This is a genomic window from Amycolatopsis sp. NPDC031561, assembly GCF_055580625.1.
Window position 1 is genome coordinate 1 of sequence record NZ_JBVILA010000042.1, and the last position, 11,334, is coordinate 11,334.

Consider the following 11,334-nt stretch of genomic DNA (forward strand, 5'->3'; position numbering starts at 1 on the left):
CCCCCCCCCCCCCCCCCCCCCCCCCCCCCCCCCCCCCCCCCCCCCCCCCCCCCCCCCCCCCCCCCCCCCCCCCCCCCCCCCCCCCCACGGCCGCTGGGCACCACGAACTTGCGAACACTCGCACGCAAATCCAGTAGGTACCTAAGGCACCCTTGGTCAGAACCCGAATCGCCACTCACGACCACCCTGCGCGAACGCACATTCGGCCGCCTCACCCGATAGAAGTCCGGGCTCCGTGCTTGACCTTGACATCGTGACAAGGTCTTCACTGTGGGCAGGAGGTGATCCCCATGGACACGACACAGAGGACTTCGCCGGACATGCGGCTGCTCGACGCGTTGAGCTCGGAGAGCTCGTCGGCGCGGCTCCAGGCGGCCCTGGCGGCCGGGACGTACCCGGAAGCCCGGTTCGTCGACGCGCTGGTGACGCGGTGCGCGATCGAGCCGGACTTCTTCGTGCGGGACATGCTGACCTGGGCGCTGACCCGCTTGCCCGCGGAGAACACGGTGCCTGCGCTCGTGACGGAGCTCGGTTCCGAGATCGCCCAGGCCAGAAGCCAGGCGTTGCACACGCTGTCCAAGATCGGCGACGGTACCGCGTGGCCCGCGATCACCCGGTCGCTGCTGCACGACGCCGACGACGAGGTCGCGCGAAGCGCCTGGCGTGCCGCCGTCGTCCTCGTCCCCGACGGGGCGCGGAAAGAGCTGGCCGGGGACCTGGCCGCACAACTCGGCCGCGGTGACCGGGCGGTGCGGCTGAGTCTCAGCAGGGCGCTCGTCGCGCTCGGAGACGAGATCGAGCCCGCCCTGCGGACGGGCCTGGCGAGTGCCGACCCGGAGGTGCGTGCGCACGCCCGCGCCACGGAGCGCCTCCTGCGTGACCCGGAGGCCGCTTTCGACCCGTCCGTCGACGAGGCGAAGCGGATCGTCGCGCTCGGGCCGGAACGAGCAGGAGGAGCGTGAATGCTGATCGGTGAAGTGGCGCGCCGCTCGGGGGTGAGCAGCCGGATGCTGCGGCATTACGACACCCTCGGGCTGGTGCGGCCGACGGGCCGCACTTACGGCGGCTACCGCGAGTATTCCGACGAGGACATCCGCCGGATCTTCCACGTGGAGAGCCTGCGGTCCCTCGGCTTGTCGCTGCGCCAGATCGGGCGTGCCCTGGAGGATCCGGCCTTCGAGCCGTCCGATCTGGTCGGCGACCTCATCCGGCGGACCGAGGAACGCCTGGCGCGGGAACAGGAGTTGCTCGATCGGCTCCGTGCGGTCGACGCCTCGGCGCCCTTCGGCTGGGAAGGCGTCTTGCGCATCGTCGAGCTCCTGCGCGGGCTCAACTCGCCCCACGCGGCGCGACGGCAGCAGACCGTCCTGGCTCCGGCCGAAGACGTGCCGGTGCCCACCGAACTGCTGGCCGGGGCGGTCCTCGCCGAAGCCGATCCGAACGTCGCCGGAGCCCTGCGGTGGGCACTCGCGCGGGCGGGCGGCGACGGTGTGGCGAGTCTGGCGGCCGGTACGCGTTCGGAGGACGTCGAGGTCCGCCGGCGCGCGGTCCTCGCGATCGCCGGGATGTCCGGTGACGACGCGACCGCGGTGCTGACGGAGACACTCGACGACCCGGACCAGGCCGTCCGCGGGCGTGCCGCGCTGGCCTTGGGTTCGCGGGGCGAGACCGTCGCGGTGCCGGCCCTCGTCCGCATGGTGGCCGAGGGCACGACCGACGTCGAAGCGGCCGAAGTCCTCGGAACCCTGGCACGCGACGCGGGCTGCGCGGACCGGATCATGAAGGCGCTGACCGACGAACTCGCCGCAACCAGCGCGGACCCCGCGACGCGGATCCGCCTCACCCAGGCCCTCGTCGAGATGCCGCCGGAACCGGCGCTGGGCGTCCTGCGGAACCTGGCCGGAGACGACGATCGCACCGTCGCCCTCCTCGCCTCGGCCCTCGCGGGAGTACTCGAACCTCGCGCTCATCCTTTTCGCGGGTAGACGTCCGATGCCCGCGCGCGTAGGAACGAAGGATGGCTGAGGAAAGGTCCAGACGAGTTTTCCTGTCCACGTCGGCCGCGCTGTCGGCGGTCGCCCTCACCGGCGTCCCGGCCGGTGCCGACCAGCCGGGTGATCGCGGGCCCGGCGGATCCCTTGCCCCGCAACGGCCCGACGCGGAACTCCGGGCGATCCTGCGGGAGATCGACGAACACCGCATCGAGGCCACCGTCCGCAGGCTCGCCGCCTTCGGGACGCGGCACACGTTGTCGTCGCAGACCGATCCCGTCCGGGGCATCGGCGCCGCCCGTGACTGGATCTTCGCGGAGATGTCGAAATCCGCGGAAAGGTCGGGCGGCCGGATGAAGGTCGAGTTGCAGTCGTACGTGCAGCCGCCCGCCCCGCCCCGGATCCCCGTCGCCACCACGATCACCAACGTCGTCGCCACCCTGCGCGGATCCACCACGCCCGAGCGGGTCCACGTCGTGTCGGGTCACTACGACTCGCGGTGTTCGGATCCGCTCGACGCCACCAAAGACGCGCCGGGCGCCGACGACGACGCCTCCGGAGTCGCCGTCTCGATGGAGCTCGCCCGGGTGTTCGCCACCCGCCGCCCGTCCTCGACCATCGTGTTCGTGGCCGTCGCGGGTGAGGAACAGGGCCTCTTCGGCGCGCGGCATCTGGCCACGCTGTACAAAACGGCGGGCACGAACGTGCGTGCGATGTTCACCAACGACATCGTCGGATCGAGCCGGGCGGACGACGGGACAAGGGATCCGCGCACGATCCGGCTGTTCGCCGAGGGCGTGCCGACGTCGGAAACCCCCGCGCAGGCCGACATCCGGCGCGCCGTCGGCGGCGAGAACGATTCGCCGTCCCGCCAGCTGGCCCGGTTCGTGCGGTCGGTCGCGGAGAACGACGCGACCGGGATGTCGGTGCGGGTGATCTACCGGCGCGACCGCTACCTCCGGGGCGGCGACCACATCCCGTTCCTGGAACAGGGATATCCGGCCGCGCGGTTCACCGAACCGCACGAGGACTACGCGCACCAGCACCAGGACGTCCGGGTGGAGAACGGCAAGCAGTTCGGCGATCTGCCGGAGTTCTGCGACTTCCCGTTCATCGCCAGGGTCGCGCGGGTGAACGCAGCCACGCTGTGGTCGCTCGCGACCGCGCCCGGCGCCCCCGAGGACGTCCGGATCCGGACGAACCAGCTGACGAACGACACGGATCTGGTGTGGCGGCGCGGAACCGAGCCGGATCTGGCCGGTTACGAGGTCGTCTGGCGGGAGACGACGGAGGCCGAATGGACGCACGTGATCGGGGTCGGCGACAGGACCGAAGCTAAGGTCGATCTGTCGAAGGACAACGTGTTCTTCGGCGTGCGCGCGGTCGGGAAGAACGGCCGCCGCGGCCCGGTCGCGTTTCCGACACCTTTGAGCTGAGGCCCCGATGACGATCACGCCCGGCGATCTCGACGCGGCGGTGACCAGCGTGGTGAGCGACCTGCGAAAGGCGGCGGACCACGACTGGTCGTCGGCCTCCGGCACCGGCGAACTGAACGCCTGGCGGACGGCCGAGCACCTCGGTGACTGCCTCATCTCCTACGCCGGACTGCTGATCGCGCGGCCGTCGACGCCGCGGTTCGTCTGCTTCGAAGCCGTCGCCGACAGCGCCGCGACTCCGTCGGAAATGCTGGAGTTCGTCACGGTCGGCGGCGGCATCCTGGGCGCCACGCTGCGCACGGTGGCCCCGGATGTCCGCGCGTACCACCCGAGCGGCCGCGCCGACCTCGAGGGTTTCGCCGGAATGGGGTGCGTCGAGACCCTCGTCCACGGCGAGGACATGGCCCGGGGGCTCGACGTCACCCTCGATCCGCCCCGCGACGTCTGTTCGCGGGTGCTCGCGCGGATGTTCCCGGAGGTGGACGCCGACGGCCTCGATCCCTGGACCGCGTTGCTGTGGGCCACGGACCGCGTGGACCTTCCCGGACGCCCGTCCCGCGCGGGCTGGCAGTGGCAAGGCGCACCGCTGGGGTCGTGAGTGGCCTTTCGGGTTAGAACCCGAAACGCCACTCACGACCAGCTGTACCGACGGTCATCGCATGGTCACCGGCGGGCTACGAGGAGTAGGTGGATACGGCCGATCGGCGCAACTTGGCCGTTGAAGCGTTTGCCGTCGCGGAATCCGGGAACTTTTTCGGCATGTCCAGATGGCGAACCACCAGTAGGAGCAACACGGCCGTGCGGGTCATCACCGGCATCGGCGCGCTGTTCGCTTTCATCGAGCTGCTGTACATGGTGATGGTTCTCGCGGGAGCCAACGCGGGCAACGGTTTCTTCATCTTCATCCAGGCACTCGCCGGACCCCTGGCGTTGTTCTGGCCGGGGCTGTTCCCGGTGAGTGACCCGAATCTCGCGGTCATCCTCGACTACGGTCTGGCCGCGGCTTTCTGGGTGATCCTGGCGGGCGTGATCGCCCGTTTCGCGGCCCGCTGACCCCCCTGCGGCGGCAATCGGCGTCCCGTTCGGCGACACTGGTCGGATGAGCGAAGGCAGATGGTTCGACCTGAACCCCCTTCCCGAGCTGTTCGGCCTGGCAGCCGCCGGGCGGGCGCTGTTGCCGAACGTCCCGGTGACCCCGGCCGCGGTGCTCAAGACCGTGACCGAACAGCTGGTCGGGCGACGGCTGACGACCAAGGTGGACGGGCACGACGTCGGGCTCACCCTGACCGGGCTCGACTACCAGGCCGACAGCCTCAGCCTGGCCGCCACCGGCCGGATCGGCGACGTCCGCATCGTCGTGGAGGACGTCGACTGGCCGGAAACCCCGCTGGAACGCATCACCGTGCTGGCGTCGAACGTCCGGCTCCGCTCACTCCCGTCCCCCGCCGCCATCCCCGAACAGGTGAAGATGGCGATCAGGGTGGCGCCTGAGATCCTGCGGGCACGGGTCGCCGAAGCCAGGCCGGGCATCATCGTGACCCCCGGCGACGACGGGAATTTCCACGTCCGCTGGGAGAAGCGGCCCCGCTGGGGACATCTCGTGCTGGAGTCCACTGTGGAGGACGACGCCGTCGTCCTGCGGCCGATGGCCGTCCACATCGGACGGCGCCGCTTCGGCCCGCCGTCGCGACTCAAGCCGATCGTGCTGCCCCTGCCGGAACTCCCGCAAGGGATCCGGCTCACCGCGGTCGAGGCGCACGACGGTCACCTGGTCCTGCACGCGCTGGCCGAGGAATGGCCGGAGAAGCTGTCCACGATCCCGCTCGGCGACCTGCTGGGCTGGGTGATGACGGCGGTCACCACGCTGACCCTGCCGAAGCTCGGCGGCCGATAGCCAGGCGCGTGACCATCGGCCGCCGAACGGGTCAGCTGTGCAGTCGTCCTTCCGCGACGTGGACCGCGGGCGCGGCAGGCGTCGCCGCGGCGGCGCTTTCCGCCTGCGTTCCGGCGGAGGACCGCACGAGCCCTGCCGACTTCCCGCACACCTTCTTCTTCTCGTCCGACGTCATCTTCTTGCCGACCGTCCTGGTCTGGCCCACGACACCGGGAGCGGGGCCCTCACCGCTGAAGTTCCAGACGTACCACTGGTTGTGGCCCCACTTGCGCTTGTCGAACCACATGTCATACCAGCCGTCGGCCACCCGCATCACCGGTGAACGGTCCAGGCCCGCCCAGTAGCCCGGGTTCACCTCGATCCGGGTCTCGACGCTTTCGCTGGTCTCCCAGCCCCATTCCTGGCCCCACGTGCGCTTGTAGGCGACCGACCAGTCGACGAGGAACTGGAAGCCCGCACTCACGCTGATCTCGTTCGACACCGTGTTCTTACCGCTGCGGGTGTCGCGTTTGCCGATCACCTGGGTGATCTTGTTGGCACTGCAGTTGTACACCGTGTCGACACGGCCCCAGCTGCCGTAGAAGTCCTGGCCACGCTGGTCGACGTGGGCGTTGCAGTTCTTGGTTGCGCGGCCGCAGTCCTTGAGCAGTTCCGCGCGCGAAGGGCCGCGCGAATACACCACGGAGCTGCCGCGGTCGTTCATGTTCGACCCGTAGTTGGCGCTGTCGTTGGCGTACCACTCCTGGCTTTCGCCCTGGTATTCGGCGTGCTCGTACATCGTGATGTAGCAGTTGTGGAAGGTCTGGAACGAGGAGATCTTGTCGTTCCAGTCGCCGAGGAAGCCGATGGTCTGGTTGGTCCCCTCGACGCACGGAGACCCGGTGATCGCGACACTCGCGCCGCCGAAGTTCCCGTGTTCGTAAAGCACGCTGATCACCGTGGCGGAGGCGCCGACCTTGCCCGCCGACGCCGCGGCGAGTGACTCGCCGACGCTGTCGAAGCACCGGATCGCTTCGGTCGCCGTGTCGGCGACGCAATGGTCGCCGCGCTGCTCGGCGTTCGCCGGGACACCACCGGCGAGACAAACCATGACCGCGGCCAGGACGGCCGCCCCGAGTCTGTATTTACGCACGTCTGAGCTCCCTGGGAGAGACGGAACGCCGACCTCGACCGGATCGGCGTCGCCCAGTCCAGCGCAGGGAACCCCGGCTTGCCCATGCAGAACGACCGGCAGACTGGTTCCCGCTTGCCGCTGATCGGGACCGCCTCAGGCCTCGCCCCGCTCCCGCAGGTATCGCGTGTGATCGGCCTGCTGATGGACGTCGCCGGCGTAAAACCGCTCCGCGACCCGGTGCGCTTCGGTCTCCAGCAGCTCCAGTTGCGCGAGGAGTTCCTCGGACGCGCTCGGCTCGCCACTCGCCCGCCTTTTGGCGGCGAACCACCACGGCAGGTTGAGGTAGGTCTGCACGGAAAGCGGCAGATCCGTCCGCGCCAGCCTGGTCACGGAATGCTGGACGTCCGGGTTGGCAGACAACCGCTCCGTCCGGGACAGCATGTCGTCGAGCACCTCGACGATCCGCCGTACACCGTCCACAGAGGACTCCGGCATGCGCTGTGCCTGCGCGGTCACCTTGCCCACCAGCGAGTCGAGGTCCGCGCGCAGCTGCCCGGCCTCGGCGACGGCGTCCACCGGCACCAGCCGGACCCGTTCGGGCGGCGCCACCAGGGCGAACACGGCGTACAGCCCGGCGACCACCACCGGCCACAGCCCGCCGACCACACCGGTCAGGTACAGCACGAGCCCGATGAGCCCGCCGACACAGCCTGCGAGGTTCTTCGTGGAGCCGAAGTACCGGGTCATTGGTACCCGCGGATTTCCTGGAACACCTTGGGCAGCACGTCACCCCGCGCGTCGAACACGTTGCCGCCGGTGCGTTTCGCGACCTCGCCGAGTTCGGCGGAGTCGCCCTCGCCGAAGATCACGGTGAACACCGGGATCTGCCGCATCGGCTCCGGCAGCGACGGGAACTTCCGCTGGAAGTCTTCGAACGTGGAACCGCTCGCGTTCTCCCCGTCGGTCATCAGCACGATCGAGGTGAACCGGTCGGGGTCACGCGCGACCAGCGGGCCCATGATGTCGTACGCGCGCTGGAGACTGTCGTAGATCGCCGTGCCGCCGTTCGCGTCGAGGTCTTCCGCGAACCGCTTGATCTTGTCCAACGTGGGCTGCGGATCGCCTTCCGGCACCGCGAAGGTCTCCGGGCCGCGGGGAACGGTGTCGAACGGCAGCATCGTGACCTCTTCGCGGCTGCGGAACCGGCGGTAACGGCCGGTCAGCGAACCGTCGGCGCCGGTCAGCCCGATCAGCGCGGTGCGCAGCGACGCCATCCGGTCCCCCGCCATGGAACCTGAGGTGTCGAGCACGTACAGCGTCCGCGACGGACGCCGGATCTTGTCGAAGTAGGCGCCCAGCAACGCGTCGACCGCTTGCTGCGTCGCGGGGAACGGCAGTTCGACGAGGTCCTTCCGCGCGAACTGTTGTCCTAATCGGACTCCCGGGACGACGGGGCGGCGCTGCGTGATCTCCATGATCTTGATCTGCGTGTCCGGCCTGCGCAGCCGCTCGGCCAGTTTGCGGTGCGCGTCCCGCGCGTCGGAATTCGCGCTCTGCAACAGGGTGAGCGGGTAGTCGGCGGTGACGACGCCATCGGAGGGGTACACCAGCGTCAGCGGTTCGGGGAGTTTCCCGCTCGCGTTCATCGACAACAGGACGGACTCGTAGTTGATCAGGCCGTCGACCTTCTTGCCGGGATCCTGGCCGCTCGCCCGCCGTTGGTAGGCCTCGGAAAGCCAGCCGGACGAACCCGCCGACATCGTTTGCGCGCTGAAGAACTCGGTCAGTTTCGGCGTGACGGAAGCGATCTGCCGCGCGTCGATGGCGTTGCCCGCACCCGCGAGCGCCGACGCGACCCCGACGAGTGCCGAGAACCCGGAGTTCGACGCCGACGGATCGGTCATGCCGTAGGTGAAGGCCTTCTTCCCGGCCTGCTCGGCGATCTCGCCCCAGCTCACCGGCCGCTCGGCCCAGCCGAGCCGTTGCGCCGCCGACGCGGAAAGCCCGAGCACCACCGGCGAGCTCATGATCTTCACCTGCTCGCCGAGCCGTTTCGCCGCCTCGGGAACGGCCGCGGGATAGCGGTTCGACGAGAACCAGACGGCGTCGTACTGCCCGTCCGCCCTCCCGTTCGCGAGCGACTCGGTGCCTTCCAGCGTCCCGGTGAACTGGAACTTGACCTTGACCCCGGTCGACGCCGTTTCCTGCTCCAGCAACGGTTGCAGGTCCGCCAGCTCGCTGCCCGCGAGCACGCGCAGAGTGCCGGCTTCGGCCTCCCCCAGTCCCGTCGTGCCTTCCCCTGAATCACAGGAAACCAGTGACAGCGCGCAGATCGCCGCCAGCGTGACCACCGTCCAGCGTTTCACGATGCCCCCTCGGCCGTCGCCGTCTCGTGAGACCGGCGCAGATGGTCTTCGGCCCGCCGGATCTCCCCGGACAGCGCCTCCACGGTCGCCGCCATCGTCGAGACGGCCCCCGCCTTGAACTCGTCGATCGCGTCGATACTGCGGTAGATCCGTTCGAACGACTCGCGGATCGTCGCCACCGCCACCGCCGGATCACTGCCCGCGCGCTGGATCTCGGCGCTGCGCAGCTCCAGCAGTTCGGCGTTCGCCCGGATCAGCCCGTCGGTGGTCGCCCGCACGGCCCGGACCTCGTCGAGGACGTCCTGCTGCCCGGCGAGCGCGCCGCTCACCAGCAACGCGACCCGCAACGCCGCGACCGTGGTCGACACCGCCCGCTCGATCCCGCGGATCAGCTCGTCGTTGTTGCGCCGCACCAGATCCAGCGCCAGATAGCCCTGCGCGCTCACCGCGAGCTGGGTCAGCAGGTCCTGATGCCGTTGCCGGATCGGATGCAGCGCGTCGGCCCGCAGCGACCTGGCCCGCGCGGGATCGGTCAGGTCGAAGATCCCCACCTGCCGGTCGATCGCCGCGTCGACGGCCTCGGCGAACGCGGCCGCTTCCGACAGCTTGCCGAGCGTGGCCCACAGCCGCTCCCGCTCACCCTTGAGCGCGGCGTTGTCCCGGCGCAGGACGTCCTGCCGCGCACGCAGGTCCAGTACCAGCGCGTTCACCGGCTCGTTGGCGGCGCGATAGCGGTCGAGCGCCTTTTTCGCGCTGCCCGCGACCGGGATCAGCCCCATCAGCTTGCGGCCGGTGATCGGCAGTTTCGCGGGGTCGATCTCGGCCACGGTCCGCCGGAGCCCGGCCAAGCTCACCGTCGCCTGTTGTTGCGGTGACGCGATTTCCGCCAGTGCCCGCGTCGAGCGGTCCAGCATGGCACCGGCGACGGTCGCCGCCGCGCGCATGTCGGACTCGCCGACGGCGAGCAGTTCGTCCAGGACACGGGTGAACTCCGGCGATCTGACGTCGAGCGCTTCGAGCCGCGCGGCGAACTTCTCCGCGCGGCCGGCGACCTCGGCGTGGACCTCCGGGCCGAGGGTGACCAGACCGGCGGCCCGCTCAGCCGGGATCGCCTCCACCGGTTCTGGTGGAGTGAGCGTGAAATCGTCCATCAGTACTGCTTCTTCACGGCGTCGAGCAGACGCTCCAAGGTTTCGAACGACGGCGGCTCGACGGCGTCCACCAGATCCGCGGGCACCGGCGCCTTGGCCGCGGCGACGACGTCGGCGAACAACCGCGGGTCGCCGGTGCGGAAACCGAAGGTGGCGGCGAGTTTCCCCAGCTCGGGATCGGTCGCCAGGAGCCTGCCCACCTGGTCGCCGTTCGGCTTCAGCGGCACGAGCGTGTGCTTGGAGTACACCGTCGGCGCCGTGTAGAGCAGGCGCATGTCCGGCCGGATCGAACCGTCCGCGCGGACCAGCCTGTCGACGAACTGCGATTCGTAGATCAGCGCCATCGGCGTCTTGCCCATCCCCGCCGCGAGGTAGTCCTCGAACGGGCCTTCGGTGGTGTTCTGCGTGTAGCCCTGGTCGAGGAACAGCTTCGACACCCCGGGCAGCACCTTCGCTTCGGCCTCCGGCGTGCTGACCACGTTGTTCCCGTTGGCGACGAAGGAAACGATCGACAGGTACATCGCCGCCGAGTTCGACTCACGCGGGTCCGTCGTCGTGACCAGCACGTTCTTGCGCGCCGGGAAGGCGGTGTTGCCGGGAAGCTGGTCCCAGCGCGTGCCCTTCTGCGCGAGTTCGAGGTACTTCGCGACGTCGAGCACCTGATAGTCGCCCGCGCCCTTGCGCACGATCCCGTTGGCGGCCAGCAGGTTCACGATCGGCTCGAAGGTCGCGATCGCCATCGGCGACTGGAAAGGCGTGTGCACGCCGGTCACCTTGTGGTCGCGCTGGATCCGCTGCGCGGCGGGCGACGAAGACGGGAACGCGAACTCGTACGCGCCGAGGTCCATGCTCGCGATCTGCCTCGAACCGGCTGTGTCGACGTCCACCTTCAGGCCGTGCTTGGCGAACGCGTCCGCCACCCGCTTGTCGGAGAAGAACGCGAGCTTCTCCGAACCGATGACCCCGCGCACCGTGGTCAGGCCGGTCCCCTGCGCGGTGTCTTCGTCACCGCCGCGGCCCCAGACGATCACGGCGACCACGGCCAGCAGCAGCACCACTGCCAGGCCGATCGACAGACGGCGTTTCACCGGCCCACCCCCTCGTTCACAGGCCTGATCCTTCAGCCCGTTCACCTCATTTGACGCGCGGGCGAGCCATTTCGAAATGAACGATCGATGAACGGAAGAAGTCGTCAGTTACTGGCGAAACGTTGGGACAGAGGGAAAATCGGCGCGGGGGAGGGTTGGTCGTGCGTGGCGATTCGGGCGGTGGGGGGGGGGGGGGGGGGGGGGGGGGGGGGGGGGGGGGGGGGGGGGGGGGGGGGGGGGGGGGGGGGGGGGGGAGGGAGAGGGGGGGGGGGGACGGGGGCAGACGGGATGGCG

11 protein-coding genes are annotated in these 11,334 nt (G+C 69.8%); 6 read left to right on the top strand and 5 right to left on the bottom strand.

Features of this window, described 5'->3' with window-relative positions; all coding sequences use genetic code 11:
• Positions 1–290: 290 nt before the first annotated feature.
• From ACZ5IK_RS42945 to ACZ5IK_RS42970, 6 genes are all read left to right on the top strand, one after another.
• Positions 291–962 carry a HEAT repeat domain-containing protein gene (locus tag ACZ5IK_RS42945; protein ID WP_465492986.1) on the top strand — a complete coding sequence of 224 codons (672 nt, stop codon included), beginning with the start codon at positions 291–293 and terminating at the stop codon, positions 960–962.
• Entirely contained in the window at positions 963–1,985 is a 1,023-nt protein-coding gene (locus ACZ5IK_RS42950; protein ID WP_465492987.1) for a HEAT repeat domain-containing protein, read from the top strand.
• 32 nt (positions 1,986–2,017) lie between these two features.
• Positions 2,018–3,427: a M28 family metallopeptidase gene (locus ACZ5IK_RS42955; protein ID WP_465492988.1), complete on the top strand. Its 1,410-nt coding sequence runs from the start codon at positions 2,018–2,020 to the stop codon at positions 3,425–3,427.
• 7 nt (positions 3,428–3,434) lie between these two features.
• Positions 3,435–4,025 (top strand): maleylpyruvate isomerase mycothiol-dependent enzyme family protein, encoded by a 591-nt coding sequence (locus ACZ5IK_RS42960; RefSeq protein WP_465492989.1) that lies wholly within the window; start codon positions 3,435–3,437, stop codon positions 4,023–4,025.
• Between the two features lie 200 nt (positions 4,026–4,225).
• Positions 4,226–4,480: a hypothetical protein gene (locus ACZ5IK_RS42965; protein WP_101612927.1), complete on the top strand. Its 255-nt coding sequence runs from the start codon at positions 4,226–4,228 to the stop codon at positions 4,478–4,480.
• A 46-nt stretch (positions 4,481–4,526) separates the two neighbouring features.
• On the top strand, positions 4,527–5,321 hold the full coding sequence (locus ACZ5IK_RS42970) for an LmeA family phospholipid-binding protein (RefSeq protein ID WP_465492990.1): 795 nt from the start codon (positions 4,527–4,529) through the stop codon (positions 5,319–5,321).
• A 31-nt stretch (positions 5,322–5,352) separates the two neighbouring features.
• Here ACZ5IK_RS42970 and ACZ5IK_RS42975 read toward each other — a convergent pair whose 3' ends face one another.
• The 5 genes from ACZ5IK_RS42975 to ACZ5IK_RS42995 form a co-directional block, all read right to left on the bottom strand.
• On the bottom strand, positions 5,353–6,453 hold the full coding sequence (locus tag ACZ5IK_RS42975) for a peptidase inhibitor family I36 protein (RefSeq protein WP_465492991.1): 1,101 nt from the start codon (positions 6,451–6,453) through the stop codon (positions 5,353–5,355).
• 135 nt (positions 6,454–6,588) lie between these two features.
• Positions 6,589–7,182: a hypothetical protein gene (locus tag ACZ5IK_RS42980; RefSeq protein WP_465492992.1), complete on the bottom strand. Its 594-nt coding sequence runs from the start codon at positions 7,180–7,182 to the stop codon at positions 6,589–6,591.
• A complete protein-coding gene (locus ACZ5IK_RS42985; protein WP_465492993.1) occupies positions 7,179–8,801 on the bottom strand; it encodes a hypothetical protein in 1,623 nt (540 codons plus the stop codon). The genes ACZ5IK_RS42980 and ACZ5IK_RS42985 overlap by 4 nt, the downstream gene beginning before the upstream one ends.
• Positions 8,798–9,952: a toxic anion resistance protein gene (locus ACZ5IK_RS42990; protein ID WP_465492994.1), complete on the bottom strand. Its 1,155-nt coding sequence runs from the start codon at positions 9,950–9,952 to the stop codon at positions 8,798–8,800. The genes ACZ5IK_RS42985 and ACZ5IK_RS42990 overlap by 4 nt, the downstream gene beginning before the upstream one ends.
• A complete protein-coding gene (locus tag ACZ5IK_RS42995; protein WP_465492995.1) occupies positions 9,952–11,040 on the bottom strand; it encodes a hypothetical protein in 1,089 nt (362 codons plus the stop codon). The genes ACZ5IK_RS42990 and ACZ5IK_RS42995 overlap by 1 nt, the downstream gene beginning before the upstream one ends.
• Between the last annotated feature and the right edge of the window lie 294 nt (positions 11,041–11,334).

What these genes read in the sequence shown, in the direction of transcription:
- ACZ5IK_RS42945 (WP_465492986.1), top strand. Translation starts at nt 291, where the DNA reads ATGGACACGACACAGAGGACTTCGCCGGACATGCGGCTGCTCGACGCG.
- ACZ5IK_RS42950 (WP_465492987.1), top strand. Translation starts at nt 963, where the DNA reads ATGCTGATCGGTGAAGTGGCGCGCCGCTCGGGGGTGAGCAGCCGGATG.
- ACZ5IK_RS42955 (WP_465492988.1), top strand. Translation starts at nt 2,018, where the DNA reads ATGGCTGAGGAAAGGTCCAGACGAGTTTTCCTGTCCACGTCGGCCGCG.
- ACZ5IK_RS42960 (WP_465492989.1), top strand. Translation starts at nt 3,435, where the DNA reads ATGACGATCACGCCCGGCGATCTCGACGCGGCGGTGACCAGCGTGGTG.
- ACZ5IK_RS42970 (WP_465492990.1), top strand. Translation starts at nt 4,527, where the DNA reads ATGAGCGAAGGCAGATGGTTCGACCTGAACCCCCTTCCCGAGCTGTTC.
- ACZ5IK_RS42980 (WP_465492992.1), bottom strand. Translation starts at nt 7,182, where the DNA reads ATGACCCGGTACTTCGGCTCCACGAAGAACCTCGCAGGCTGTGTCGGC.
- ACZ5IK_RS42990 (WP_465492994.1), bottom strand. Translation starts at nt 9,952, where the DNA reads ATGGACGATTTCACGCTCACTCCACCAGAACCGGTGGAGGCGATCCCG.